Consider the following 25,628-nt stretch of genomic DNA (forward strand, 5'->3'; position numbering starts at 1 on the left):
AAGTGACGATAAAAGACAACTAACGATAAAAAGGGCGCTACTAGTTAAATCCTTTCGCTCTAATCTCTGGAGGTGCTGCGCGTAAAAACACCAAAACATTGTCATAAGTAGCCAATTTAATGGCAATAAATGACGAGAAATTGTACTTTTCTCGATATTTATTGTCAAAAATCGTCATTTATTGTCAATAAGTGACGATAAAAGACAACTAACGATAAAAAGGGCGCTACTAGTTAAATCCTTTTGCTCTAATCCCTGTCGGTGCTTGCAATATTGCAAAATATATTTCTGGATAACGACATTATTTATGTTGTTGTGGGTGGTAATCCTCCCAATAAATTATAAATATGGTCAATCATAAATACTTTTCAAAACTGTAAATATTGTCTAGTCTAGCTTTCTTTAGTAGGCATTAAAATTAATACAGGATGGCCTTTGTCATACATATGAATTGCACCGGGTTTGCGGAGGCTGTTTTTATTTGAGGCAGACCAACATGGCCTGCTTGTCGATGCCGTCTTGATAGTCAAGCATTTTGATACGTTGTTTTATACTTTTTCTGGGTTTTTAACACGCCAAAGCACAGGTGAACCAATTTGCGTATGCCTCGGGCAAGTAAACGTTCAAATAAAGCTTTGATGTGTGGGTTGTACATGGCGGCGACGATCGCCGCCATGTAGAGCACTGCAGGTATGCGGGCGGGACCAGCTTTAGAGCGTTTGGTGCGGCCTAGTAACGACGAGCCAGATTGTCGCTCGATGGGAACTAAGCCCAAATAGGCTGATAATTGTTCGGCCGTATTGAATTGATGCGTGTGCATGACCGCCAGCAATTGCGTGTCATTTTGTGGACCGATTGTGGGGTCCTTTGCAGCATATCGAGATCGTTTTTCAGGCTAGGATGACAGTCGATATGGTCGTTAATTTGGCTATGTAGCTTTTTTTTGCCGATTGTGTTCGCGCAATAACTGCCGAACCCATTTACCCTCGTTCATTGCCTGTGTTGAAACAGGCAATGATTCCTATCGCTTCCAGCACAGCAGTCTGGCGGCGAAACTGCGAATTCAACAAAGGGAGCAAAGTATAAAAGGAGCGTTGACGGTAGAGCCGGAGCTGTTTAAAAGCAAAAGTGAAGGCGTAAAATAGAGGGCAAATCATCCGCTATTGGCTAGGCTGTATCCACAGTTGCTCGATCAAAAAGCAACGCTCAGCCCTGGGGGGGAATTCGTTCGGCAGGGGTGGGGAAAATTTCAATCGGCGAAAACATTTGGGGTAATCAACATCATGCTGAGTATCAATCCACGGTTTTTCAGGTAAATGTAAGCCGAGTCTTGCGTAGCATGCAGCGAGAACAGGGCGGTCAAAATCTCGTCAATTATGAGCAACGATGTAATCGGCTTTTTCGATCAAATTTGTGATGGCTTGGATGGTTCTAATATCAAATGGCCGCCCATGGCGTGCAAGTAGCTCATTCGTTATATGTGTGTATTCAGCAGCTTCATCAGCCACGGGCTGATCTGTTGTAAAAAGCTGAGATAGCATAGCAACGGGCTGATCAAATTCGGTATCCTAGAGCACCAAACCAATTTCAGTGATGAAATTATCTTCTGGTGGTGTGTCGAAAGCGGCACCCGTTTCTAAATCAAGTCCGAGTAAGAGCATAAAAAATCCTTCAATTTATTGCGGGCGGCGAAACTATCCATAAGATTATCGTTGGTTCGCTACACCTGACACAACATGCGCAGTTGGCGCTACGCCTGCGGCAGAGTCGCAGTGCCCTGTGTGATCATCAAAAAACAGGTCGGGTGAAAATGTTTTTAGAAACGGTCCTTTTGCCAACCCGCCTAAAAAATACGCTTCATCAACTTGAATATTCCAACTCATTAAGGTTCGAATCGCGCGTTCGTGTGCTGGTGCACTTCTCGCCGTCACCAATGCCGTGCGAATTTTCATTGGCAGGTGAGTCGATTTCTTTTGCAATTGATGCAAAGCTTCCAAGACGGGTTTGAATGGCCCAGCTGGTAATGGTTGCCCGACTTTTTCTCGTTCATGGGTTTGAAATGCATCAAGCCCATGAGTTTGGAATATTCGTTCTGCTTCATCTGAAAAAAGTACTGCATCGCCATCAAATGCGATGCGTATTTCGTCAGGGTGCTGGTTTTGGTTAACCGACTTTGGATAAACCCTTGCCGCAGGATAATTGGCCATTAATGCATCTCTGACGTCTTGCTCATACGCCGAAAGAAATAAGTTGGCTTGCAGGGGTTCTAAAAATTCCCATGCCGGTCTGCCGCGAGTAAATACGCCGCGCAATAAAGGTAAGTTTGCTGCTTCCGCGGATTTGAATACGCGCAACCCACTCACAGGGTCATTGCGCGATAGGATGACCACTTCAACGAGCTGTTCTTCATCGGTATTGAAAGCGAGTAGCTTTTGCACCAATCCAAATGCCACGCCTTGGTTTGCAGGATTGCAAATTCGTTCAAGCTGTAATTGCATATACGCCGTATCGTCGTGGGCATCAAAGATTTCGTTCTCTTCTTCAAAATCAAATAATGCGCGCGACGAAATTGCGATGACTAGCTTGCCATTTAGAGTTGCTGCCAATGTCTACTCCTTCTTGGATTAAAGGGTACTTTCAATACCCTTGTTTGAAGTTACTCACCTAAATAGTTTTCAATTTGCCAATTAAACGTATTCAAATTTATGTGCACGGAGAAAAATTGGGTGCTACGTTCGCTATCTCATCTAGGTAAGCCCGAATTTGTGGATCATTTTGATTGCTCGAATTAAGTATTATTCCATGTAGTTGAGCTCGTAAGTCTGCCCAGCGTGTGCGAAGTACTTGCCAATTATGCTCATCGTAGGTGCCTTGAAAAATCACTGGCCGTATATCGATTCTTGGGATTTCGGCAGGCTCACCATCGCGCTCAATCACTCGGGCAAGCTCTTGTTGCCAAAAACTTCCAACGCGATCAACGCGACCAATTTGTTGTTCAACCACACCAGGATTCCACTCTGGATGGAGCAAAATCACCGTTTTGCAGGCTTCGTGCAGATTCAGGCCCTCTCGGCCAACCATTGATTGAGCCACCAGAGCCTTAAGCGAACTGTGTGGACGATTAAATGCCAATTGCATCATGCGTCGACTATGCTGGCTTGTGCCGCCATACATCAAGCGGGAAAATAGGCCTTGGCTGCTGCCGTACTCATCTTTCAAGCGCTGTTGTAAATGTGGCCACAAACGTTCAGCCTCCTGCTCATCGAGTTCACCATCGCCATCCTCATCACCTTCATTGCGCTCGCACAATGCCTGCATCAGATCAGCAAAGGCTTTGGCGTAACGCTCTGGGCTTTGCAACTGGACCGAGTCACCTAATTGCTCGTTTAACGCGCGGCTGACCAGCGCAAGGGCGTGAGCGTCATCTTCGTCCTCTTTGGTATTAGCTAACGCATTGCAAAATGCACTGTAGATGCTGCGTATGCGGGTTTCGAATTGTCCTTGGCGAAAGCCCTTTTCAAGCAAGCGCGGTAGATCTTGACGTAGGCTTTTTCGATGCTTTTGCAGCTTGCTGTATTGTTTGGCCAATGCCGCGTCTAGAACGTCTAAACATAAATTTGACTGCAATTGCTGATGCGCCGCACGAACAGCTGGCCAATCACTTTCATTGGCTTTTCCATCGACTTCCCCATGCACCTTGGCTTGAGGCCAGAGAGTGTCAGTGTCCAGTGCGCGCAGCATTGCTCTGGCATTCAACAATTGTACTAAGCAGGCTAGCGGTCGGGTAAAACGCCCAAAGATCAAGGTCTTTTCACCGCGTTCGCTAACTTCTTCAATGGCAGCTACTGCAGCTAAAGTCGCAGGGTGGTTGAATAACACTTCATCACCATTCTTATCAATGAATGGTTGCTGCATAACCGTGCTCCACCATTGCCCTCGCTGCAGGCGTTTGAACTCTGCTGGGTTTAGTGAGGCTTTGTCTGCCGCTGCTAATTGATTTGCTGCTAGTTCATCAGCTTCGCAGTCTTGCTCAGCAATATAGCTAGGGCTATCGATTACGGCGGCTAGGCCATGACCATTGCCTATCGTCAGTCGCAGACGTTTGAGTTGTTCATTCTGGCTGTCCCGTAAGCCAACAGTCACCACAGACAGCGCTTCTGCAGCGCATACTGCTTGCTGCCAGGCGGGTTCAAGCATTGCAACATCAATAGCAATATCGCGCTCATTACGGTAGGCGTCATGGGAAAGTTGGGTTGCCTTTACAAACTGCTTTACGGCCGGGTCTTCGCGCTTATCTCGACGCAAAACAAAAGGTGACAACGCAGCCTGAAAGCTTGCCGCCGCAATTGCATAAGCCGCTCTGACAGCGGTATCGCTAGGGCTGGCGCGGACTTGCTGCACCGCATGGGCATAGCCTGTTACAGCACTTTCGACGACTTGCAATTGCTCTGGCTTGAGCCCAATACGCCGCAAAATCTGCTGCCACTGGCTAACATCCAACTCAACGGGTGTCGCCGTCATGGCAAAGCGCCGGGCATCAGGCGATGCCTGAATCAAGCGGCCAAGCAAACAAGATAGGCCGCTATCGTCATTACGGCTCTTGTGCGCCTCGTCGATTACGATCAGATCAAAGTGGCCCAAGCCTAAACCTACCGTTTCTTCGAGACAGGGGCGGAGTAATTCATAACGCTTGTATTCGCTAGCATCCAAGGCACCCGGCCATGGTGTACGACTAATAAGCGCTTCCATTTGCTGATAGCGCGGGTGCAGAGGGTCTTCAGGAATGGCGTTACAAATACTGGCTGCTGCATTCTTAATTGAAGCGTACTCAGCCCAAGGATAATTCAGGGTCTCTTCTTTAAAGTAACCTCGCGGAAAACTCCCTCGGGTTCTCTTACGCCAATGGGCATAGACCTCAGGCAGCAATGCCCAGCGCCATGCATGCGAATCTTGACCCAAACGCCAGTTAGAAAAACCATGGGAAACCACAACTACTGACTCCGAAAACCATGGTTTCTGCGCAGCAATTTGTACGGAATCCCAAGCGGAGATGTATTGCCACAAGCTGCGTAGTAACGGTGCCGCTTTGACCTCACCACGGCTTAACTCTTCCTGCCATTGGTAACCTAGCACTGGCGGCACCAGTACTGCAACACGGCCGCCAGCGGCAACCACTGCACGGATTACTGCAACGGCAATGCGGGTTTTTCCCATGCCGACTTCATCCGCCACGATCACGCCATTGTCTGGTAACCGTTGAGCCAAAGCACGCACACTGGCGCACTGCCCCTGATTCAGCCAAGAGCTAGGGTTTGTGCCTGGGTCCTGCTGCTGGGCGAGGTCATATAATTTTTCTGCAACAACTTGCCACCCTTGAAATTTCTGATTCATGGCTGCTCTCCAATCGGGCATAGGTTTGCTACATCCCAAGACGCTTCGATTCTAGATAGTAAAGCACGATAATTAGCACCTTCAGCACTCGATGCCTGTTCGGCAAAATCGGGTAGGAACGCCGCTTCGCGCAGCGGACTTAAGGGGTTAAGGTTCATCGCTCGGAATACGCGGATGACCGGATCCTTAGCAACTTGCAGCAAGGACTGTTCAAGCCGCGTACACCAGGCCAACCAGTCGAGCGGGTGCAAATCAACCTGTTTGGCTGCTATCTGCTCAATTAACGCCATCATTTGGCGAATCGGATAGTTGGTGGCGTTAGTATTTGTAGTCGCACCGCTTCCCCCTGAGTTATCTTCAAGCTCATCAAGCAACTTGTCCTCATCTACAGCGGACTGGGGGAAGTTGGTCAATTGCCACCAAACCTCAGCCAGCTCCAGCTCAGGTATCGGTGTTCCGGCTATGCGCCCTGACTCATCCATTACGGGTATTACAGTGCTATGGCGCTGATTAGCAACTGACCACTGAATAGTCACCATTCTCGGTGCTTGACTTGGCCAGTGCCATACACCTGGATGAGAGAGGGGGCATGCTTCACCATTGGCATCTAGTAGCGTGATCTGGACTTCAGTTTGCTCCGGAGCGCACAGTGAATTGCCTTCTTCAGTCATTTTCCAGTTAAGCCATGCTAGCGGCGCAGCAAGCGGACCATCGTTATGTTCGGGCATTGCCTCACCAGCCAACAATTGCCCAAACGCTGAAATTTCCGTGTCCCACTGTACTGGTAGTCGATTGGTAATAATCTGTGCTGCGCTGACATCTCCCTCAGCACTCCAATATAACCTTTCAGAGCTAAGTAACATGCCGGCTTCAAGATTGCCACCAGCGGTTGACATCGGATTGGCGAACCCAGGGCCAGTTAAGTTACCCGAGCCTAAGTAAACCCAAGCACTGCTGCAGCGCGCGCTGCCTGCTCTGAGATTGGCGGAGAAAATAAATTTTGCATGCAGTGAACGTGGCACTACAGAGCCAAAAATTTCGGTATTCTGTGCCGCCGCACGAATGCGGTAGCCTGCTGCCTGCATCGCACTTAATCCATCAGCAACGGCTTGACATGCATTAGGGTTAACGAATACGTCGACTTCAGGGCATGCAGTCAATAAGCCCACGTTTTGTAGTGTTGTCGTGATTTTACTTAGCACTGAGGGTAGCTGCCCATGGCCATTTGCTCCCTCGAAAAAGCCCGAGCCCATGCAGAGGTAATTACGCTTGACGCTGGTGGCATGCTGTTTAATTAATGGTGCTAGTTGCGTAAGCAAGGATTGCTTGCGGTTATCGAAGTAACGTGGAGTTGAATCTGAATTGCTATACGCTGCTATAGCGTTTAACCACCCGCTTAGCCACTGTATTGATTGTTCAGTTAAAGAGACTGACTGGTGATTCGATTTGGCATGCAAAATACGCGTATCAAAGTAACCGCTGAGCCACTCCAGCATCTCCCAAGCTGCAATGATGTCCGTGCAGTTTTGCTCGAGACCTGTCGGTTTTTGTTGTAGTTCATCACTGCTGCATTCGATGCACGCCACCAGATCGAGTGATTCGGCAATTGTTTGTACAGTCCAGTTTCCTGTCGAGATGATTAAACGAATTAACCAGCGATTTGGCTCTTTTTCATGGCGAAAACCTAAAATTGCCACTTTTGCATGCAGCAATGCAAAAGGTTTTTTTTGTCCTGATTTGAAAATGAGATGCGCAACGCCAGGGGCATCGGTTAGTGCGATGGCTGAATGCGCGGGATCGAGCATCACCGCCAAAGAAATTTGGCCTTGGTGAGCACGTTGAGCACTGGTTTGTCGGGTAAAGCGCTCAGCCGCTTGATCAAGAAAATTACAGTCAGCAGAGTAACCACAAAGCCAACCAAAGCTACCCAGATAGTGATCGGGAGCTTCAAAATAATGTAGCAGAGAAGGGGTGGTCATTATGGTTTTTCACTAAGAATGGGGGTGGCGATAAGCCAGTCGTTTAAAACGCCATGTAGATCAGCGTTTAAATAAAATAAATTGTTGATTCGAGACGATATGCCTGTTGGCCATTTCACACGGCGTAGATCCACCTCATCATTCGCGGTGTCAGCATTTGTATTGTTGGTACTGCCTTCGAATGCAGGTCCAGGTAAAGCAATTGACCCCATTAAACGCAGTACGTTGCCGTCTCGTGCGACTAAATTGCGGATAATGATTTCATCTGTTTCAGCGCTGCATTCACGGCAAAATTGAAGAGCGATAGCATCAGTATGCCCCAGCGTTAAATAGCTAGCCGCATGTTGGCGTAGAGTAACGATTGCCGATCGGACGGATTGTGGTAGCTCTGATTTTTTTAAGTCAAAAGATCGGTTTTCTTGTAGGCTGCCAAGATGGGACTCTAGTGCATTAAGTACTTCTAAACTTTGATCGCGCAGCGCAAAAAAAGTAGCACCAGTATGTAAATCATGCCAATGTTCCTCATCCAGCATGGGAGGGCGGTTCGTCCAACTAAGTGTTTGTTCTGGACTCTGACGCAAAGTTTCAACCCATTGCAGGGCATTGCGTCGGCGTTGTTTGTTGGTATATGACTCAGTGTTACTTCCGCACTGCAACACATCGGTCAATAGTCTCCGAAAAGTATTGTCCATTGGCTCAAGGGGGGATAAGGATGCATAGAGAATGCTTTTGTAGCGCCCCTTGTCCACGTCAAGCTTACCTTGGCTCCATTGGTAGATGTTTTTGAAAAGTTCGCCTCCATATCCGCCATTTGAATTGGCGCCTAAGTCAAATCGAAGTAAACAGTCATCACTAAGTTGGTACTGGTTAAAACGTGTCGCATCAGATCGCACTAAACCAAGCGCTGGTAAAGCTTTCACCGTTGCCATACGCATCGGTTGCGTTACGTAGAAACTAGGTTTAGAGGCTTTTTTAAATGTTAAATCTTTATTGTTTTTAAGTTTGGTTGCTCCGCGCAAGCGAGGATCGGATTTCCAACCGTTATGATCAAGCGCAAGCCAGCAAGATAAAGCTTCAATTGCATTTGCGCATTGAATATTTGAATTTTTCTGATTATTAATTTTTAATTTATTAGCCAATGCGACGCCTAATACGGCATACCAAAGTTGCTTGCCAAACCATACGCCGCCAATTCCAGGAACGGCTTGTTCATTAAAATATCTAACTGTAGCTCCTAAACCTAGAGTCCTTGATCTTCGCGTAGAAGTAACCGTGTCGGGGCCGAGTAATCCCCAGGTTATTTCGTTCATTTTAATCCTTTGATATTGATTAGTTTTAGGTATACGCGCGCATATTACAGGCGCTGATAAAAGCCATTATGCCATTGTATTTTGAAATAAAATGTCACAATTTTATTATTTCCAATGCCTAAGCCTAATTTTACCAGAGCTGTTTGTATTTAATGGTGGGATTAATCGCTCACACTCTATGCAAAACAAGATTTAATTAATGCATTCAGGTTGATTATGAAAATATGGAGATCGCGGATGAAAACTAAAAATAGCATGTGTTGTATGGGTAAGTACGCACGCTACAGATAGTTTGAATGCCATCGACACTACATCGATATAAATCAAAGGCTTAGTAATGGGGTATTCAAACTAAACTTTGCCGATCGACTTATATCGATACATCAATTTATAATCAGTATCAGTACCGATATACCCAACTTATTTTTTGGAAATTTTAGCTTCGCATAACAGCACTAAATTTCGCCCACGCGCAGTGCCACGCCAGTTATCGGCAACAGCAACCAGCTTTCAATAACCGGTTTACCTGTTACTTTACTGAAAATCTCTGCGTAGGTAGCCAAATTGTCTGCCATGGTCTTGCGCTGATATAACCTGCCTTCGCTTCAATCACCAAATTGGCACGTCCAGCGGTCATCGTGCCCGTTTCCGCCTCGAGCGCCATTGGTAATTCAATGCGCGCCTGCCCATCAGGCCAACGACGTAATAGCCATTGACGCGCCGATTCCATTTGCGGATATAAATCGGGAGCTGAAATCATATGCGCTTGCTGGTACGAACTAGAATTTCAGCCCGTCCATCAAAACTAAGTGGCTTGGTACGATCTGCCAAATGTGCTGCAAAACATGCATGAATGACATCGCCAAATCGGCTGCGCTTTGCATCTTTCCCTGTGGAAATCAGTACGCCAAATTGTTCGCTTTCTAACACTACGGCATTGATCACAGCACTGCTTGATGGCAATTTTTGTTTTGGGATGATAATGCCCAATACCATGTGCGGCAGCTCGTTGTTGTAACTCCAAAGCCATTGCGTGGCAACCTCTTGCACTTCAGCAAGACTTTCAAAGTCATCGCAAGCCAGCCATTCATGCCGCACGGTCCGATTATAGCGCTCGATATAGGCATTTTGCTTGGGATTGCCCGGCTGAATATACGCCAATTCAATCGAATGTTGTTTCGCCCAGTTTTTTAACTGTTGGCTAATATATTCAGGCCCATTATCTGAGCGAATCAGTTTTGGCTTGCCTCGCATTCAATAATTTGATTTAAACTACACATTACCGGGGGATTACCATTAGACCTGTGGGTTTATTATTAAATTTTATCATTATTTTTATTTTGGATTTTGAAGAGGTATTCTTTAATCTGAAAGTCCAAGAAACCGGAAGCTCGACCGTTTGGAGTTATTTTTATGGGGGTTGGTAGTGCCTTGCATTTGACAAGGCGATACAGGGTGGCTTTGGATATGCCTAGAATCTGTGCGGCCTCATTTATGCGTACAATTTTTTCCATTTTTGTTCTGCGATTAGGTTTGCGATACCCCAGATTACACTTTTTAAAAATCCATTCAACGGCTCGCCAAAAAAACTTTGAATCATTAGAATTTATATTTATTCAGGTGAATCTAAGCTTCGCGGTAGGAGTCGCATACATCATGCCGCGGCTTGAATAGCCGCTTTATTCCTTTTCGAAATAAATAGCATTACAAACTCTCTGGCCTGGATTTTTACGTTGAAAAAATGTGCTCAATGGTTACTTTGCTCCTCCCTTAGTACTGAAATTGAGATCCAAGCAATTGTGATGTCTAGCTTAACGGCATAACTTCCGTAAATTACCGGAAAGAAAAATTTCAAGTTATTTTTGGCGATGATTTTGAATGTGAGCCCGAGAGACACTACCAATCAATGCAACTTTGCGGTGCAAATATTGCGGTTGATCTAAATTGATTGATTTATTGAAGGTTTCTACCTTAGAATTTAGTCTTACAAAAGATTAATTTTATTTAAAATGAGCTTTTATTGCCCTTCAGAAGATTAATTCGACTGTTTGTAGCCATTTCTCGTGGTGTTGTATCTACAGAAGGTTATTTTGACTCTATGGAGTAGCGATGGTTAAGTGCCACTTATCAAAAATCATGGGTGAACGTCGAATAAAAATAAGCGATCTTGCGCGCGATACAGGCTTAAATCGCGGAACGCTAACGCGCCTCTATCACGAGACGGCTGAGCGTATTGAATTGGATGTTGTTGATGCGCTTTGTACTTACTTCTCTTGTGGAATTGCAGAGCTTTTTGAGCACTTACCCAATTCGGCTGAAAAGTCCAGCGACCAATAGGACTGGCAAATCATAACATTTGAACAGGATTTGCTCCGATACGACTGGCGAAAGAACAGGGTGGCTAGGTCATCAGTTTTTAAGCTCGGTTTAGAACGTGCACATTATTATTGGTGTTATTAGATTGGCTAGTTTTTCTGCCCGTCACATGATCTGACCAAGACTGCATCATCGGACGACGCTGTTCTAATAAATCAGTGCGGTGATAAGCAGCCTCGGTTTTATTCGCAACACTGTGTGCTAATGCGCGCTCAGCTAAATCACGCGGATATTCATTTTCGCTTGCCCAGTCGCGAAATGATGATCTAAATCCGTGTGCTGTTGCAACTCGATTGACCGTACCACTCACTGCTTCATGACGGCGCAGAAATGATGTTAGCGCCATATCAGACAGTAGGCCACCACGTGGAGCTGGGAACACCAAAGAAGCATGCTTGCCTTTCTGCTCATCGAGGATCGCCAAGACACGATCTGATAAAGGTACACGGTGAATCTGCTTCATTTTCATCCGTGCTGCAGGAATGCTCCAGACACCAGCGACCAAATCAACCTCATCCCAAGTCATTCCCCGTGCCTCACCCGAACGACAGGCGACCAATATTAAAAATTCAAGTAAAGGCCGAGTTGAGTCATAGCGCTGGACTGCCATTATCTTGCTGGTGACAAATTCAGGAATTAGACGCCAAGGCATCGCGGGAAAATGCTCCGTTCGGCTGGCTTTGCCTTCTTGCTTAGGTAATAAGTGATTCACAACATCGACTGGATTCGCGGAACAATATCCATGCGCCCAAGCCCAACTCATCACGGCACTCATACGTTGCTTTACGCGACTTGCAGTTTCGGCCTTTTCAATCCAAATTGGGCGTAATACATCGGCGATGTGCTTGGGCGTTACCTCGCCAACAGGAATCGAACCTAAATCCGCAAACACATACATAATTAAGCTGCTAATCCAATCGTTTGTATGCTTAGCATTTCGCCAGCTGGGTGATAAATCAGCATAAAGAGTTCGCGCGGCCTGCTCAAATGATGGCATAGCAGTTTTGATTTTTTCCGCCGCATTTCTATGGTCTAGTGGGTCTATTCCATGGGTAAGGAGCTCACGTGCCGATTGCGCTAACTTACCCACTTCCAAAATTGATACGTCAGGATAAGTACCAAACCCAATTACACGCCGTTTTCCACTTGTCGGGCTCGTAAAACGTAATTCCCAATATCCCACGCCTTTATTCTTACTGGCCACCAAACTTAGTCCCGATACGCCACCGTGTGCCAGCGTTTTATCTGTAGGCTTAATAGTTCGTGCTTTTGTGTCGGTAATGATCGCCATAAATTCCCACCATTTTTCCCACCACTTGACATGGCTTTTAGTGAATCTTAGTGAGACAATAATAGCAGATAAATAAACGCAACTATATGAATAATATGGAATTTATGATGCATTGTGATACACAGTGATGTCATATAATAGTAGACCCTCTCTCCGCCACAGATTAAAGCTAAAGCCCTGATTATTCAGGGCTTTTTTGTTGCCTGTCGATTCTAGCCCCACATTTAGCCCCACATTATGGGGGCATTGTTGTGGATGATTATGGCGGTATTTGAGTCAATAACAGTGGCGCTGAAGTTTAAATTAGAGGCGGTGTGGCATTAAAACTCTAATGAAATGTGAAAGTCACTGCTGGGTTGAGCGCATTTAATCCGCCAAATTTATTATCGTGTGCTTCTATACATAACAATTTACCCATATCCAAGCTAGGGCACTGATTCCCAGAATTGACTTGTTATTGTTGATGGTTGTTCTAAGGAATGCCTAACCGTTCAGTAGGTCTCAGTCTATTAAGGTCAACTTCTGAATATTGCTGAATCTTGTTCAATTTATCTACCCAAACTCATCGAACGTCGCCACCGAGCTTACCAATTTAGCCACAGCCACCCTTGGATTGCAGCCCACTTTGATTTACGGGTTTAAACTCCCCAACAGGCAGCAATCGGCCAGAAGCGGAAATTGAATTTATAGCTTAGTGTTGAAGTTGCGAGGCCCAACAATTACGTGTGGCAGTATTTAATCTCGCGCTGTTGCTGGTAAATACAAGAGTAAAAATGATTACTAGAAACTGGACACGACCCAAATTTCGTAGACAGGTGACCGCAAAGACCGATGTGTTGATGCCAAAGCTTGGAAAACGAAAGGCCGCAAACCATCAGTTTGCGGCCGTCATTATTTTGGATTTTTGCCAGTGCTGTTCGGCCTAAGCAGACATCATGGCTACAATCCCAGCTCACTTAAACTTGGGTGATTATCTGGTCGACGGCCTTGGGGCCAATGAAATATGCGCTCGGATTCGGCGATGGCTAAATCGTTGATACTGGCAAAGCGACGATGCATCAAGCCTTGGGCGTCAAACGCCCAGAGTTCTTTGATCAGGCGATATTCCACTTCACGTTCCCACTTGCGAGTGAGAAATTCAATCACCTGTTCACGACCACGCGGAAATTGATCGCGATTGCGCCAAATCGTATCGGGCGTGTAGGCCAGTGCGACGCGCTGTGGGTCACGCGAATTCCAGCCATCTTCTGCCATGCGTACTTTTTGCGCTGCCGTTTCGCGGCTGAATGGGGGGAGTGGTGGTCGTAGCTCGGGGTTCATAGTCAATCCTTGATCAAAATTGAATTAATAAGTGTCAATGCCAGCCATGCTCACGTAACCGTGCAAGCTTTGGATTTGCTTCATCCAAGCCACGATGGCTGGAAAGCCTAGCAACTCAACTTTGCCTTCAGTTGCCAGCGCGATATAGGGATAGATAGCGATATCAGCGATGGTGATATGCGCTGCTGCTAACCATGCTGATTGTGCTAGGTGTTGATTGAGCAGCGTGAGCAGTTGTTCGGTAATGGTTTCGGCTTCAATGAGATTAATTGCGCGGCCCCATTTGTAATGCAAGCGTAATGCATTTGGCCCGCGAGTCACTTCATTTGCGGCAGTCGCAAGCCATGCGACCACTTGCGCCAAAGCGGCCGGCTCATTCGGTAACCAGAAATCCGCTTGTTCCGCGCCATATTGCCGCGCTAGATAGACCAAAATCGCTTGGCTATCACGCAAGACCACATCGCCATCGACTAACACCGGCACTTGGCCAAGCGGATTCATTGCCAGATAATCCGCCGATTTATGTTCGCGTGTCGCGCCGTTCACCATGATGGATTCATAGGGTATATCTAGCAAAGACAGTATTAGACGGATTTTATGGCAATTACCCGATGCAGCAAATTCGTAGAGTTTGATCATGATTTTCCCTTGGTGAATAAATTACAAATCGAGTTCAAGCCTTGCCGATTTGGCACGCGATACACAAATACACATCAGCCCAGCGTGTTCGCGCTCGTTCTGATTGAGCGCATTATCGCGATGGTCGACTTCGCCACTGAGTACTTTGACGGCACAGGTACCGCAGTTGCCCACGCCACAATCGGACAGCGTATCAATTCCCGCCGCTTGCACCGCAGCCAATACGGTTTGATTGGCGGCAATGGGGATAATGCGTTGCGAACGGCGCAGTACCACTTCAAACGCGCTGTTCTCGCCGTGCGCTGCGGCGGCGAAACGCTCGAAATGAATTCGCTCAGCGGCCATATTGAGCTGAGTGGCAGTATCTTGCACTGCGCTAATTAAACCGGAAGGTCCACATACATACACTGGGGATGTATCGCTAGCCGATTTCAGTACTTGGGCAATGTCGAGAACTTGGCCTTCATCTTGAAAATAACTCGTCATTTGTCCCGCCAAATCGCGCAGTAAACGATCGCCGTAGGCCATATCGCGGCGGCTGCGGGCGGCATAGTGCAAATGAAACGCACGACCTTGCGCTTTCAGAGTTTGCGCCATGGCTTTGATCGGCGTAATGCCGATGCCGCCAGCAATCAGTATGATCGGAGCGTCGCTGGCACTCAACGCAAAATCATTCTGCGGTAGGCCGCAATGCAGCGTCATACCCAGTTGATAATGTTGATGTACAAAACGAGAGCCGCCGTCGCCTTCATCTTGGCGCAACACAGCGATTTCATAGATATCGCGCCGAGCCGGGTTGGATGCAATCGAGTAATTACGCTGGCTGGCTTGGCCGGTTTTCAATATTACTGGCACTTTGAGATGTGAGCCCGCCGTAACGATTGGCAAGTCTTCACCCATCGGATGGCGTAATTCAAACGCACGCACTTGCGGCGTCAGTTGGCGGATGCCGCTAATGACCAGTTCTAGCGCGCCTTCACCTAATGTCGTGATTGGCGCAGATGTTAGCGGTTTGGCCTGCAACGCTTTGAGTTCGGCGTGTAATGGCGCGATCAATTGTTCAATATCGGCGTCGGTATAGCGCGGCGTGATGTGCTGTGGGCAATTCCAATCCCATGCTTCAACGGTAATCACCATGGCACGTTCAATCCGCGCTCGATAGGCTGGGTTTTCTAGCGCGGCGATTAATTCGGGGTTTTCCAACTCATGCACAATTCGCACTCGCCCCCAGATTTTGAGGCGGCGACGATTCGGATAGTCCATCATAATGATCGAAATTTTATCGTTGGCATTCAAATTACCCACCGACAAATACTGCACATTGCCACGAAAATCGGCAAAGCCCAGCGTATTGGCATCGAGCACTTTCAAAAAGCCCGCTGGTCCGCCGCGATGTTGCACATACGGCCAGCCATTTTCACCTACGGTTGCCATATAAAAACTGTCACGCGCAGCAATAAACTCAGCTTCGCGCTCCGTCATCTCACTGCGCGTATCTTCGGCCAATTCAAAGCCACGGTTACTATCGCGGCTGTGATAACGGGTCTGGGCAGCTTTAACACTGTCAGTAAAAGTAATAGCGGCAAAAGCGCGTGGCATGATGAAACTCCTAAACGTACGCAAACATCGATCTGATGCCAACAGTATGTCTGCCTCAGGCCGACTAGAGAATCACCATGCGCTTGAATTGATTATTTCGATAAGCGGAATAAATCGAGCCGTTCCCATGAATTTCCTGCAGATATTCAGTGATTTATTTTCAATAAGCATGGGTATGTGGCTAAATATCAATTTGGTTATTACTTATAGTTATATACATGCCTAAGGTAGGATTAGCCGAAGCTTGGCACATGCTCTTGCATGCACAAGCTGAGCGCAGAATTTCGATTGCTGAGAAATGCGTTCAAAAGCTGAGGATATTCAGCGACCACTGCCTGTTGCACAGACGGCCGCTGTGCCAAGGCTTGCCGCCAAGCCTGCACCGCTGCTGATTGCGCTAACAGGCCAAAATCAGCTATCGCATCAAAGGCATCGAGGTATCTGAAAATAGGAGCAAACACCGCATCGACTAATGTGAACTGACTCCCCGCAAAATAAGGACCACCGCCGAGTACTGCATTGATTTGCGCGAATTTGTGCTGCAATTGCAGGGCTTTTTGCTGTAGCGTGGCTTCATCCTTCGCCGAATAAAAACTCGCAATGTCAGCCAAAATGGCCGAGCCCAATTCCATCCAGCCGCGATGTTGTGCGCGCTGCAATGGATGCTGTGGATGCAGTTGTGGTGCCAGCGTTTCATCCAGATATTCACAAATCACTGCAGATTCGAAAATGGCGATATGAGCCACCTGCAGGACGGGGACTTTCCCCAGTGGCGAGATGGCTAAAAACCAGTCGGGTTTCTGAGCCAGATCAATGTTAATGCGCTCAAATGGTACGCTTTTTTCCAGTAATACAATGGCGGCTCGTTGCACGTAGGGGCAAAGTAAATGACTAACTAGGGTGATTGGCTGCGACATGTTGTTTTCCTGCTGGGTTGCATTTTGAGTTAGTGTAGACTTGCTTTAGTGCAATAAACATAAGCAGGGTTGCAGACTATGAATGCAAAAACGCAATACCATTTGGGCAGTCAGGACCTCGAGTTTCTGTTAGCGATTACGCGCAGCGGAACTTTGGCTGCGGCAGCAGAGCGCTTGGGTGTGGATGCTTCAACGGTATTTCGCAGCATTCAACGCCTTGAAAAAGGGCTGGGGCAGCGCTTGTTCGAGCGCAGCAAAGCGGGTTATTTCCCAACGGAAATGGCGCAGACTTTGGCTATTCACGCTGAACAAGTGGAAATCGCGCTGGAATCAGCTCGCTCGGCGGCACAACTGCAGCCTGAAGATGTGGCGGGTAGCGTACGGATCACCACCACCGATTCCATTTTGCACGGTCTGGTCGCCTCCGAACTCGATGTACTCTGCATGCAGCATCCGCAGCTGAGTTTTGATTTACACACCGGAAATGAGTTAGCCAATTTAACCCGACGTGACGCGGATGTTGCCGTCCGAGCCACTCGAAAGCCGCCACAACATTTGGTTGGCAAACACCTTGGCAGTATCAAAGTAGCGCTGTATGCCGCGCAAAACAGTCCTTGGGTCGATTTGCCTGCGGCATTAGAGCACCATGCGCCGTGGATTGCGCCCGACGATGCGTTGCCTGAGCACCCCACGGTGATATGGCGTAAAAAAAATCACCCCAAAATCATGCCGCGTTATCGGGTGAACAGCATCCTGACTGTGGTGGAATTGATTGAGCGCGGCATGGGTGTTGGTATGGTGCCGACATTTCTAGCCGCAACGCGACCCCATTTGCGCGCCCTGACCCCTGTATTGGATGAATGTGCGACCGATTTGTGGCTACTTACTCACCCAGAATCACGCCATCTACGTCGTGTTGCCACGGTGTTTAGTCATCTGGCACAACATATTCAATTGGATTGAGTGCTGAGCGCTATCGCTGTTGCTTATTCTGTATTAGCTGGCATTTGCGCTCATCGCTACAGCGTATTTTCCGGCCAGGCTTGCATGGCGAAATCGACCAGCTTGAGTAAGTCGTAGGTACTTGCTCCATCAATGCCGGAGCGGTGACCAATGCAAACCGTCGATCAACTGAAAGGCCTAGGGCCAAAAAGCCGTGAGATGCTGGCGAAAATCGGGATCGACACTTCCGAGCAATTGCGCGCTGCCGATGCGTTTGAAGTTTATGCGCGGCTGCACCCAGTAATGCCGAACGTCTCGCTCAATATGCTGTACGCACTCATCGGCGCGCAGGAAGATTTGCCGTGGCAGCACATCAAAACCGAGCGCAAAACTGAAATCCTGCTGCGACTTGATGATATGGGGCTAGCGCCGAAGCGGAAATAGTGCTGGCTTTGCCGCTAAAGATCGAATGGATTGGCAAGGGTATACGAATAAAGCGATTATTAATAATAATCTTTGATGGTATACCCGTACAGATGTGTGCCTAAACCGCCACCTCAAGCTGTAAATCGGTAAACACCGCCAGCGCTGCTCGCAGCTCAGCGCACAGCTGTGGATTAGGCAAAATCGCCTCAGTCGTTGTGGTTTCGCCAATCACCGGCACGGTGATTGACGCGGCGTCTAGCCATAGCGCCGACATCATGGTCAGCGTTTCTTTTAGCGCCTAAAAAGCATGTTGTGCGCGTGGTGATGTATTTAATGTTGCGACGGGTTTATTGGCAAACGCTGGCGTATTCACCAGCCAATCGAGTAGGTTTTTCATCACGCCACTCACACCATGCGCGTACTCTGGGCTGGCTATTAACACGCCATCGGCCGCTATAATCTGGTCGCGTAATTGCGCCAGTAGTGGCACGGTTTCGATGTCGATATCGGGGTTAAACGGCGGTACTTGGGCAAGTTGCGCAAACAGCGTGACGTGAATATGGCTTGGCGCCACCGACTGCACCGCCCGCAGCAAAGCCGTGTTACACGACGCAGCACGCAAGCTGCCGGAAATGGCGATCAGGTGTAGGGATGCTGGCATGGTGAGCTCGGTGGATTTTGAAATTTTTAGGGACTGTTTTCGACCCATTGCCGACATTCAGGCGGCTTTGTCACGAGTGGCTGATATTGAATGTGAGGCAGCCGCATCTCGGCCACTCCGGATGAATGACTTGTTAGGCTTTATTTCCAAACGGCCACCAGCGTTTTTTTTGTTTCACTACAATCGACTCCCATCCATCGTATTCGCCGTTGAAATGCTCCGAGTGCTCATCCAAAAAACCCGTTGTTTGGAAAATTGCGTCGACTGTAGCTGCTTGAGTTTTTTGGTAAATCAAACCGAGACTTGAATCATCATCGAAGGGGCCACTTTTACTAACAATTTTGAATTCGCTTTTTTGTATGAATTTTTCGAACTCACTACGATCAAGTTCGTTTGTGAAATAAGAGTAATGTTCTATTGGCCGTGGTGTGATCAGTTGATCACCTTGTTGTTCCATTACCTCTGTTACTCTGCGGTCTGTTATCCAGCGAAGATCATTCTTGGTTGGGTACATTACCGTTAAATACTGTGACCATTCCGCATCAGGCTGTGCCCAAGCCTCAAATTTGAATTCACTGAAGTTTTGAAGCGCAGCTTGTACTTTGGCTTCGATGTCATTTGACGAGTCGCTATAAAAATAAAATTCTCGTCGCCCATCATTCGTTATACGGCCAGCGTAAATTGCTGAAAAGCTATTTGTCATCGCCTCAGAAAGTGCATCTTCAATAGCGCATAGAGCTTCAAACTCCTGCTGTGTTGAGAAGCCGTTATCAGGGTTTGGGTGATTAAAATAAACCCAAATACACAGCGCGATGCAACGGCTTGAGTCAGGCGCGCGTTTTTTAAGGCCGAGGTCTACATAGATAGACGCAGGCTTACTATTTACGTTGCACAGATAAAAATCCCAATCTCTGTCGGACATGAGTACCCTAAAAAAACCTAACTATTAAGTAGGCCTCACTCATTGAGGCCTAAAGCAATAACCGAGCAGCTTAAGTCGGTTATCAGAAGGACTGCGGACATTCATTCTGGCATGAGCTGGCAAAATGTTACTTCCGCTCTTGGCCGAAAAAAGCCGGTGACTTATTTTCAATGATTGAAATGATCTTGTGTTCCTTCGACACGAAGTTTTTCGTCTATGTCCTATTTGCAGGTTTTTGGATAGACCAATACGGATGGTATCAGGCTGTTTTGGCCGGATGAGTGCTTGATGCTTGCAAATAACCTTGTGGTAAATGTCCTAAGAGTTCAGTGAATCCATCAATTAACTGGCGATTTTTTTGACCCAATTTATCCATCCCCAGTGCCGGTGCGCGCGAGGCATCGACATCGTAATTGCTGGCGCGAAAGATGCGCTCGAAGGATTTGTTTGCCATATCCCGCGCATACGGCCGTGTTTGCATTGATAGATTGGCGATGGCCATTAAATCGTTGCTGCGGCTAAAGCGGGGGTAACCTTGAAAGCGAAATTGCTCCGCCACATGGCGATCGCTGTGGGCAATCAATTCGTCCATCAGTGCATAGGCCAATTGATGCAATTGATCATGCCGCAGGATCAGCGTGATGGCTAGCTGATCAAACTCGCTAAAATCACCTTCCAGCTTGCGAGCCAGCGGCGCTTCGCCGAGTTGTAAATCAATCAAGTAACTTTGATTGGTTCGTTGTTCGACGCTGACCAGTTCAATCTGCCGCTGAGCAAAACGCAGCTCGGCGAGCTGCTGGCGAATAGAGGCCACCGGGTCGGCAATGGCCTGTGTAGTGCGCAGGAGTTGGTCACGCTGCTGCGCCATCAAGGGTAAATCGTGATGATTACTCAGCGCCGCGCTGGTTTTTCCTGCACGATTACGCAGCGTGAGCAGCTCGCGTACTTCGTGCTCGCGGGCTTTTTTAATGGCGATGAAAATGGTCTGAATGATTTCAGATGTCGGGGTATCTGAATCAATGCGCCATTTACGGCCATACACCAGCTTATGCGGGCGTAGGGTATTGCTGCGGTCATAATTTTCACGCCCAATCAGACCCACTTGAATATACAAACCGCTGTGATCTTGCCCGGCAAAAATCGGCGTGTGTTGATCAAATTCGATTTGACTGGCGATTTGCGTGATGCTGTCCAGCGTATGCTGATAGCGCAAATAATGCTGAGCAATGCATTGCTGCCCATTATTCAATACCACGCTGGGCGCGAAGGGCATGGCGATTTCACCAGGTTGAGTCTGGGTGTGTTGCAGAGGGCGGAGTGTCATGGCGATGGCAAGTCAATTAGATTGAGTACATTGTGCCTTTCAATATAAAAAGGAAGAATGGTTGTATTTTACAATTTATTATTGCATTTTATGGAATTGAATCGGCTTGATTCTAAATCTTGTGAATCGATCTGGCTTTGTCCGCCAGTAGCTCTACTGGCGGACAAACCGAGGCGATGTTCAACCATTGTTGCATTGGATGGATTTGCATTAAACGCCACGGCGCAGCAAAAACGTATCCAAACTCCAACGGCGCAGCGGCACGGCGGCCAAGATGAAAATCATCAAACCCCATTCCAGATGGTCTTGCAGTGCGGCAGGGATGTCTTTTAAAACGTGGTAATACGAGGCGACAGCGAGCAGATTGAGCGCAAACAGCCCGACTGCGGACAGGCGGGTAAATAGCCCCAGTACCAACAGCACGGGCAACGCCAGTTCGCTCGCTGTGCCAGCAATGGCGGCTAGTTGCGGCGGGAGCAATGGCACGTGATATTCGTCGCTAAACAAAAATAAGGTGGTATTCCAGTCGGCAATTTTGGTCAGGCCAGAGAGGAAAAAGATTTTGCCAATATAAAGGCGTAGCAGTAAATCGGCAGCAGGGGCGAGTGCGTTCAGTGGTTTGGCCTCGGCGAGGCGCTGAAGTCGTTGTAATGGGGGCATTGCATTATCCTTGAATCGGCTTGAGTTCTTGGTCGGGGAAAACGGCAAGGGCTTACACTTTTGTGGCTTAAAAAAATCCCCTGTAAATCAAGGACCATAAAATGGCGCCAGATTGCAGGGGCAAGTGAGTCGACCACGAAGGAGAATCACAGCAAAAGTTACATCGAACTCAACGAGCCTTTTAAATCGATACATGTGCCTTTGGCGACCAGCTTCCATTCTTTGCCATCATTGGCTTTTTTGGCCATGCCCGCGCAGGAGTGGCCATTGGCGGCACAGTCATTGCCACCGGCTTTGGCGATACCAAAGCATTTTTCCTTGCTGGCGTCGGCAGCTAATGTGGGCTGGGCAGCGAGGGCAAATACTGGGTCATCGCACTAGCTAGCGTGAGTGTTCTCGAGTTCATTTTCAGTCCTTTAATGCGTGTTGAAGCACAAATTGAATGTCTTGCAGGGGCGCGATTAAATCTTCACGGAAGCCATGGCGGAGCTGCAAAAAATGTGGGTTATTAAACATGAGCCACACTTGCTGTTCACAGTCGACAGTGGCTAATACCTTTAGCGGTAAATCAAGCCCGATACTGATGGCCGAATTCATTAATGATGTACCTAATTTTGGATGGCCAAAAATGAGTAACTCGGTGTCCGGCAAAGACAAATCCTGTTGCTGGGCTGCTGCGGCGTGGTCAATTCGCGCAAAAATGGTCGCGCCTTTGCGCAGCAGCGCGTCGCTAATCCGATCCATCGTTACTTTGACCGAATACGGTGAGCGCAGTTTATTCACGCCAAATACAGACGGGTCATCACACGGACTCATGCTGCTCCTCCAACTTAAGCCATTCATCGAGTTGCCCCGACTGCTCTAAAGCCACTAAGTCGGTAAATCCACCAACATGGCGATTGCCAACGAAAATCTGTGGCACCGAGCGGCGCGCGGTCCGTTCGACCATGGTGACGAATTCGTCCTGATTTTGATCGACCAGAATTTTATTGACCGCTAAACCTTTACGCTGCAACAGGTTTTCAGCTTGCACACAAAATGGGCAAGACCGAGTGCTATACATGGTGATATTCGACATTTATAAAATCCTTTGCCCATTTTGGCTTATTCTTTTGATTGGTATATCAATGTAGCCCTTGTTAATCAATGGATGGATTGATATACCCTGATTTAACATCGATAGCTTAGAGCTCTTTAGGTGCTTTATCTTTGATCGTTGGCCATTGCATATTGGCTTTTTTCAAATTACCTGCCACGTCTTCTTGCCATTTCTTCTGCACTTCTTTGTTCACGTTCAAGTACAACTTGCCATCAACGACTTTCCACGCTTGCGGATCACCATCGAGCTTTTTATCCAGTGCCACGCCCATGGCGCAGAAGCCACCGAACTGGGGTGCGTAATGCGCTGGATTGGCTGTAAATTTGTCACGGTTGCCTTTGCTGGCGAAGTGGTAAGTGATGCCATTGTGGCTAGCGGTGTAAGCTGCATTGCCAAGCGTTGGCGCTTTCACGGTGAAATAAGCCACAGGGTCAAAACCTTGCAGGCCCACGCCTTGGGTATCCACGTTGATGGCGGCGGTTGAGTTTTCGTCATAGGCCATAGCGGTGCTTGGCAAGACGGCGAAAGTGGCGAAGCCTGAAATTAAAGCGGCAGCGAGGATAGATTTGCGTACGTTAAACATGTTCATTCCTTTGGGTTCATTGAGTAGTTTGTTGAGCGGCTCCTGCACAGGGAGGCATTGCACCGCATGGGTAAAAAAATTAAGCGAGAGTCACTTTTGGAAAGTCGATTTCAAGGCGTGACGCTTTGCCCAAAATATTGGTCAAGATATTCATGCCGACATGGGTAATGATTTCGACGATATCACCATCAGTAAAACCGGCATTACGCGCCTCGATCAATTCAGCGGTGGTGATGTCACCATTGTGTTCGGCCAGAGAGCGAGCCAATTTCACAGCGATGGCGGCTTTGGCATCTTGGCTAGTACCGGCACGATTGGCGGCGATTTCATCGCCATTCAAACCCGCTTTGCTACCAATCGCGGTATGGGCAGAGAGACAATATTCGCAAGAGTTTTGCTGTGCCAAAGCCAAGGCGATGCGCTCCCGAGTTTGCAAATCCAAGCTGCCGCCGTTGGCGATACCATGCAGACCTAGGAAAGAACGTAGAGCCACGGGTGAGTTGGCAAATACTTTCAAGAAATTGGGTACCACGCCCAGTTGTGCGTGAATCGCGTCGAACAAAGCTTGTTGTTCGGTAGTGGCAGTTTCGGTAGTAACGACGTTGATGCGGCTCATGATTTATTCCTTTTAGATTAAGCAAAAGTTATCTTGCTGCGTTGTATCGCCTGGTCGTACTGACTTGTACTGCCTGCGGCTGCTACGCCTTGCCATAAAACTTTTGCATGGATACTGGTTAAGTGGTTCGCTGTGTTGCCAGCGAATGAGTGCATTGTGCCGAACGCCACTTGAAAGAAGAATACTCATGCATCACAATAGATTGTTACTAAATTTGGAATAAAAGCCATGGATCGATTTCATCAAATGAGCGTGTATGTCGCCGTTGCTGAAACAGAAAGTTTTGCCGCTGGTGCGCGCAAACTAGGGATGTCGCCACCGGCAGTGACGCGGGCAGTTGCGGCATTAGAAGAAGAGCTGGGCGTGAAGTTACTCAATCGCACCACGCGTTACGTACGGGCAACTGATGCAGGAGTGCGCTATCTGGATGATGCGCGGCGGATCTTGGCCGAAGTGCAAGAGGCTGACGAAGTGGCTGGGGGCGTCAATGCTGAGCCACGTGGCCATTTAGTAGTGACCGCACCGGTATTGTTCGGGCAGTTATTTGTGATGCCCAGTGTGGTGGGATTCTTGCAGCGTTATCCAGATGTGGACGTGTCGGCACTGTTTCTGGATCGGGTGGTGAATATGCTGGAGGAAGGTGTTGATGTGGGTATACGCATCGGAGCATTGCCAGATAGTTCGATGCGTGCAATACGGGTGGGGCAAGTCCGGCGTGTGTTGTGTGCATCACCCGAATACTTAGCGCAATATGGCATCCCCAATACGCCAAATGATCTGCTCAAGCATCAGATTGTCGCCGCCAGCAGCATCAGCCCAAATATTGAGTGGAAGTTTGGTGATGACGAATCGGCTAAAGCGATTCGTATCAAACCTCGCCTCACCGTCACCAGCAATGACGGAGCCATAGCTGCCGTGCGTCATGGCGCAGGAATCACACGATTATTGTCATATCAAGTGGCTGGGCTATTGCAAACTGGCGAATTAAAAACCGTGCTGGGCGAGTTTGAACCTAAGCCATTACCAATCCACATCGTGCACCGAGAAGGTCGGCACGGCTCAGCCAAGATTCGCGCCTTTGTCGATTTTATGGCGCAAGCTTTAAAAGAAAATAGCGCACTTAATTGATGGCTCTTCCTATATGAGGCGTGCTGCTAAGTATGGACATCAACGCACTGCACAAGATCTACCAAAAAATATTTTTTATGGGTCTGTTTAGGCCAATGTGTCGATGCCGCAAGTCGATAAAAGAGAGGCCGCTAACCATTAGGATACGGCCTTTAATATTAAGGGGGCATGCTTTTATTGTTTCGGTTAATCCACAGTTTCTGTGGATAACTTTCCGGCTATTGAACAAAAAGTATTTTGAAACAAAGCACCTTCATTGAAAATACTGGCGAGCTTATTATTTTGGCGAACGTATGTTCAGCAACCCTACGTTCATGACGGCAGATTGGCCAAACCAGCCATGCTGCTAATTGGTTTGCTTCGTTAAAATGTCTTTCATCTTGTAAATGTCGGTAATTGTCAAACTAGTTGTCGCCTCAATCGTTAAATCCTATGCCATCTTTTG

General features: G+C 47.8%; 25 protein-coding genes and 2 pseudogenes. 4 read left to right on the forward strand and 23 right to left on the reverse strand.

What is annotated here, in order from left to right; all coding sequences use genetic code 11:
• Positions 1 to 526 precede the first annotated feature (526 nt).
• From Q0V82_RS12820 to Q0V82_RS16575, 8 genes and pseudogenes are all read right to left on the reverse strand, one after another.
• A complete protein-coding gene (locus Q0V82_RS12820; RefSeq protein ID WP_297576397.1) occupies positions 527 to 856 on the reverse strand; it encodes an IS110 family transposase in 330 nt (109 codons plus the stop codon).
• An 850-nt stretch (positions 857 to 1,706) separates the two neighbouring features.
• On the reverse strand, positions 1,707 to 2,606 hold the full coding sequence (locus tag Q0V82_RS12825) for a 5'-nucleotidase (protein WP_374758545.1): 900 nt from the start codon (positions 2,604 to 2,606) through the stop codon (positions 1,707 to 1,709).
• 97 nt (positions 2,607 to 2,703) lie between these two features.
• The gene (locus Q0V82_RS12830; RefSeq protein ID WP_297576353.1) at positions 2,704 to 5,391 is read right to left on the reverse strand and encodes a DEAD/DEAH box helicase; all 2,688 of its coding nucleotides are present in this window, start codon (positions 5,389 to 5,391) and stop codon (positions 2,704 to 2,706) included.
• Entirely contained in the window at positions 5,388 to 7,370 is a 1,983-nt protein-coding gene (locus Q0V82_RS12835; protein ID WP_297576355.1) for a hypothetical protein, read from the reverse strand. Before Q0V82_RS12835 ends, Q0V82_RS12830 begins: the two co-directional genes overlap by 4 nt.
• Positions 7,370 to 8,680, reverse strand: a complete 1,311-nt coding sequence (locus Q0V82_RS12840) for a hypothetical protein (RefSeq protein WP_297576357.1) — start codon at positions 8,678 to 8,680, stop codon at positions 7,370 to 7,372. The genes Q0V82_RS12835 and Q0V82_RS12840 overlap by 1 nt, the downstream gene beginning before the upstream one ends.
• Positions 8,681 to 9,209: 529 nt before the next feature.
• The gene (locus Q0V82_RS12845) at positions 9,210 to 9,440 is read right to left on the reverse strand and encodes a hypothetical protein (RefSeq protein ID WP_297576359.1); all 231 of its coding nucleotides are present in this window, start codon (positions 9,438 to 9,440) and stop codon (positions 9,210 to 9,212) included.
• Positions 9,441 to 9,640: 200 nt separating this feature from the next.
• Positions 9,641 to 9,931, reverse strand: a pseudogene (locus Q0V82_RS12850) (transposase); the annotation flags it as partial.
• A gap of 65 nt (positions 9,932 to 9,996) precedes the next feature.
• Complete coding sequence (locus Q0V82_RS16575; RefSeq protein WP_374758546.1) at positions 9,997 to 10,194, reverse strand: helix-turn-helix transcriptional regulator; 198 nt, start codon at positions 10,192 to 10,194, stop codon at positions 9,997 to 9,999.
• 595 nt (positions 10,195 to 10,789) lie between these two features.
• On the opposite strand from Q0V82_RS16575, the gene Q0V82_RS16580 reads away from it, so the two are divergent.
• Complete coding sequence (locus Q0V82_RS16580) at positions 10,790 to 11,017, forward strand: helix-turn-helix domain-containing protein (RefSeq protein ID WP_374758547.1); 228 nt, start codon at positions 10,790 to 10,792, stop codon at positions 11,015 to 11,017.
• A gap of 79 nt (positions 11,018 to 11,096) precedes the next feature.
• On the opposite strand, the gene Q0V82_RS12855 is transcribed toward Q0V82_RS16580, so the two are convergent.
• From Q0V82_RS12855 to Q0V82_RS12875, 5 genes are all read right to left on the reverse strand, one after another.
• Positions 11,097 to 12,347: a tyrosine-type recombinase/integrase gene (locus tag Q0V82_RS12855; protein WP_297576361.1), complete on the reverse strand. Its 1,251-nt coding sequence runs from the start codon at positions 12,345 to 12,347 to the stop codon at positions 11,097 to 11,099.
• 939 nt (positions 12,348 to 13,286) lie between these two features.
• Positions 13,287 to 13,667, reverse strand: coding sequence for a DUF1348 family protein (locus Q0V82_RS12860; protein ID WP_297576363.1), 381 nt, complete (start codon positions 13,665 to 13,667; stop codon positions 13,287 to 13,289).
• A gap of 24 nt (positions 13,668 to 13,691) precedes the next feature.
• Positions 13,692 to 14,306, reverse strand: coding sequence for a glutathione S-transferase family protein (locus tag Q0V82_RS12865; protein ID WP_297576365.1), 615 nt, complete (start codon positions 14,304 to 14,306; stop codon positions 13,692 to 13,694).
• Positions 14,307 to 14,327: 21 nt separating this feature from the next.
• A complete protein-coding gene (locus Q0V82_RS12870) occupies positions 14,328 to 15,905 on the reverse strand; it encodes a pyridoxamine 5'-phosphate oxidase family protein (protein WP_297576367.1) in 1,578 nt (525 codons plus the stop codon).
• A 233-nt stretch (positions 15,906 to 16,138) separates the two neighbouring features.
• Entirely contained in the window at positions 16,139 to 16,822 is a 684-nt protein-coding gene (locus Q0V82_RS12875) for a glutathione S-transferase family protein (protein ID WP_297576369.1), read from the reverse strand.
• A 78-nt stretch (positions 16,823 to 16,900) separates the two neighbouring features.
• On the opposite strand from Q0V82_RS12875, the gene Q0V82_RS12880 reads away from it, so the two are divergent.
• Together Q0V82_RS12880 and Q0V82_RS12885 are read left to right on the forward strand one after the other, a co-directional pair.
• Entirely contained in the window at positions 16,901 to 17,785 is an 885-nt protein-coding gene (locus Q0V82_RS12880) for a LysR family transcriptional regulator (RefSeq protein WP_297576371.1), read from the forward strand.
• 150 nt (positions 17,786 to 17,935) lie between these two features.
• The gene (locus Q0V82_RS12885; protein WP_297576373.1) at positions 17,936 to 18,208 is read left to right on the forward strand and encodes a TfoX/Sxy family DNA transformation protein; all 273 of its coding nucleotides are present in this window, start codon (positions 17,936 to 17,938) and stop codon (positions 18,206 to 18,208) included.
• A 100-nt stretch (positions 18,209 to 18,308) separates the two neighbouring features.
• Here Q0V82_RS12885 and Q0V82_RS12890 read toward each other — a convergent pair whose 3' ends face one another.
• The 10 genes and pseudogenes from Q0V82_RS12890 to Q0V82_RS12935 all read right to left on the reverse strand — a co-directional run bounded on the left by Q0V82_RS12890 (position 18,309) and on the right by Q0V82_RS12935 (position 24,055).
• Complete coding sequence (locus Q0V82_RS12890) at positions 18,309 to 18,467, reverse strand: hypothetical protein (RefSeq protein ID WP_297576376.1); 159 nt, start codon at positions 18,465 to 18,467, stop codon at positions 18,309 to 18,311.
• A 21-nt stretch (positions 18,468 to 18,488) separates the two neighbouring features.
• Entirely contained in the window at positions 18,489 to 18,851 is a 363-nt protein-coding gene (locus Q0V82_RS12895) for an NADPH-dependent FMN reductase (protein WP_297576378.1), read from the reverse strand.
• Between the two features lie 133 nt (positions 18,852 to 18,984).
• On the reverse strand, positions 18,985 to 19,773 hold the full coding sequence (locus Q0V82_RS12900) for a DUF695 domain-containing protein (protein WP_297576380.1): 789 nt from the start codon (positions 19,771 to 19,773) through the stop codon (positions 18,985 to 18,987).
• Positions 19,774 to 20,032: 259 nt separating this feature from the next.
• Complete coding sequence (locus Q0V82_RS12905) at positions 20,033 to 21,097, reverse strand: hypothetical protein (RefSeq protein WP_297576382.1); 1,065 nt, start codon at positions 21,095 to 21,097, stop codon at positions 20,033 to 20,035.
• 210 nt (positions 21,098 to 21,307) lie between these two features.
• Positions 21,308 to 21,757 carry a DoxX family protein gene (locus Q0V82_RS12910; protein ID WP_297576384.1) on the reverse strand — a complete coding sequence of 150 codons (450 nt, stop codon included), beginning with the start codon at positions 21,755 to 21,757 and terminating at the stop codon, positions 21,308 to 21,310.
• A gap of 158 nt (positions 21,758 to 21,915) precedes the next feature.
• Positions 21,916 to 22,065, reverse strand: a pseudogene (locus Q0V82_RS16585) (DUF2282 domain-containing protein); the annotation flags it as partial.
• A 100-nt stretch (positions 22,066 to 22,165) separates the two neighbouring features.
• Complete coding sequence (locus Q0V82_RS12920) at positions 22,166 to 22,573, reverse strand: DUF302 domain-containing protein (protein ID WP_297576387.1); 408 nt, start codon at positions 22,571 to 22,573, stop codon at positions 22,166 to 22,168.
• On the reverse strand, positions 22,560 to 22,835 hold the full coding sequence (gene grxC, locus Q0V82_RS12925) for a glutaredoxin 3 (protein ID WP_297576389.1): 276 nt from the start codon (positions 22,833 to 22,835) through the stop codon (positions 22,560 to 22,562). The genes Q0V82_RS12920 and grxC overlap by 14 nt, the downstream gene beginning before the upstream one ends.
• Positions 22,836 to 22,941: 106 nt before the next feature.
• Complete coding sequence (locus Q0V82_RS12930) at positions 22,942 to 23,439, reverse strand: YHS domain-containing (seleno)protein (protein ID WP_297576391.1); 498 nt, start codon at positions 23,437 to 23,439, stop codon at positions 22,942 to 22,944.
• Positions 23,440 to 23,518: 79 nt separating this feature from the next.
• The gene (locus tag Q0V82_RS12935) at positions 23,519 to 24,055 is read right to left on the reverse strand and encodes a carboxymuconolactone decarboxylase family protein (RefSeq protein ID WP_297576393.1); all 537 of its coding nucleotides are present in this window, start codon (positions 24,053 to 24,055) and stop codon (positions 23,519 to 23,521) included.
• Between the two features lie 228 nt (positions 24,056 to 24,283).
• On the opposite strand from Q0V82_RS12935, the gene Q0V82_RS12940 reads away from it, so the two are divergent.
• Positions 24,284 to 25,183: a LysR family transcriptional regulator gene (locus tag Q0V82_RS12940; protein ID WP_297576395.1), complete on the forward strand. Its 900-nt coding sequence runs from the start codon at positions 24,284 to 24,286 to the stop codon at positions 25,181 to 25,183.
• Positions 25,184 to 25,628: the final 445 nt, after the last annotated feature.

The organism is uncultured Deefgea sp. (assembly GCF_947072475.1).
Lineage (GTDB): Bacteria > Pseudomonadota > Gammaproteobacteria > Burkholderiales > Chitinibacteraceae > Deefgea.

Excerpts from the sequence above, each read along its gene's own strand:
- Q0V82_RS12905 (WP_297576382.1), bottom strand. The coding sequence starts at position 21,097 with ATGACACTCCGCCCTCTGCAACACACCCAGACTCAACCTGGTGAAATC.
- Q0V82_RS12845 (WP_297576359.1), bottom strand. The coding sequence starts at position 9,440 with ATGATTTCAGCTCCCGATTTATATCCGCAAATGGAATCGGCGCGTCAA.
- Q0V82_RS12895 (WP_297576378.1), bottom strand. The coding sequence starts at position 18,851 with ATGCCAGCATCCCTACACCTGATCGCCATTTCCGGCAGCTTGCGTGCT.
- Q0V82_RS12940 (WP_297576395.1), top strand. The coding sequence starts at position 24,284 with ATGGATCGATTTCATCAAATGAGCGTGTATGTCGCCGTTGCTGAAACA.
- Q0V82_RS12840 (WP_297576357.1), bottom strand. The coding sequence starts at position 8,680 with ATGAACGAAATAACCTGGGGATTACTCGGCCCCGACACGGTTACTTCT.
- Q0V82_RS12910 (WP_297576384.1), bottom strand. The coding sequence starts at position 21,757 with ATGCCCCCATTACAACGACTTCAGCGCCTCGCCGAGGCCAAACCACTG.
- Q0V82_RS12885 (WP_297576373.1), top strand. The coding sequence starts at position 17,936 with ATGCAAACCGTCGATCAACTGAAAGGCCTAGGGCCAAAAAGCCGTGAG.
- Q0V82_RS12860 (WP_297576363.1), bottom strand. The coding sequence starts at position 13,667 with ATGAACCCCGAGCTACGACCACCACTCCCCCCATTCAGCCGCGAAACG.
- Q0V82_RS12920 (WP_297576387.1), bottom strand. The coding sequence starts at position 22,573 with ATGAGTCCGTGTGATGACCCGTCTGTATTTGGCGTGAATAAACTGCGC.
- Q0V82_RS12875 (WP_297576369.1), bottom strand. The coding sequence starts at position 16,822 with ATGTCGCAGCCAATCACCCTAGTTAGTCATTTACTTTGCCCCTACGTG.
- Q0V82_RS12870 (WP_297576367.1), bottom strand. The coding sequence starts at position 15,905 with ATGCCACGCGCTTTTGCCGCTATTACTTTTACTGACAGTGTTAAAGCT.
- Q0V82_RS12835 (WP_297576355.1), bottom strand. The coding sequence starts at position 7,370 with ATGACCACCCCTTCTCTGCTACATTATTTTGAAGCTCCCGATCACTAT.
- Q0V82_RS16580 (WP_374758547.1), top strand. The coding sequence starts at position 10,790 with ATGGTTAAGTGCCACTTATCAAAAATCATGGGTGAACGTCGAATAAAA.
- Q0V82_RS12890 (WP_297576376.1), bottom strand. The coding sequence starts at position 18,467 with ATGATGTCGGCGCTATGGCTAGACGCCGCGTCAATCACCGTGCCGGTG.
- Q0V82_RS12880 (WP_297576371.1), top strand. The coding sequence starts at position 16,901 with ATGAATGCAAAAACGCAATACCATTTGGGCAGTCAGGACCTCGAGTTT.
- Q0V82_RS12900 (WP_297576380.1), bottom strand. The coding sequence starts at position 19,773 with ATGTCCGACAGAGATTGGGATTTTTATCTGTGCAACGTAAATAGTAAG.
- Q0V82_RS12855 (WP_297576361.1), bottom strand. The coding sequence starts at position 12,347 with ATGGCGATCATTACCGACACAAAAGCACGAACTATTAAGCCTACAGAT.
- Q0V82_RS12830 (WP_297576353.1), bottom strand. The coding sequence starts at position 5,391 with ATGAATCAGAAATTTCAAGGGTGGCAAGTTGTTGCAGAAAAATTATAT.
- grxC (WP_297576389.1), bottom strand. The coding sequence starts at position 22,835 with ATGTCGAATATCACCATGTATAGCACTCGGTCTTGCCCATTTTGTGTG.
- Q0V82_RS16575 (WP_374758546.1), bottom strand. The coding sequence starts at position 10,194 with ATGGAAAAAATTGTACGCATAAATGAGGCCGCACAGATTCTAGGCATA.
- Q0V82_RS12930 (WP_297576391.1), bottom strand. The coding sequence starts at position 23,439 with ATGTTTAACGTACGCAAATCTATCCTCGCTGCCGCTTTAATTTCAGGC.
- Q0V82_RS12935 (WP_297576393.1), bottom strand. The coding sequence starts at position 24,055 with ATGAGCCGCATCAACGTCGTTACTACCGAAACTGCCACTACCGAACAA.
- Q0V82_RS12865 (WP_297576365.1), bottom strand. The coding sequence starts at position 14,306 with ATGATCAAACTCTACGAATTTGCTGCATCGGGTAATTGCCATAAAATC.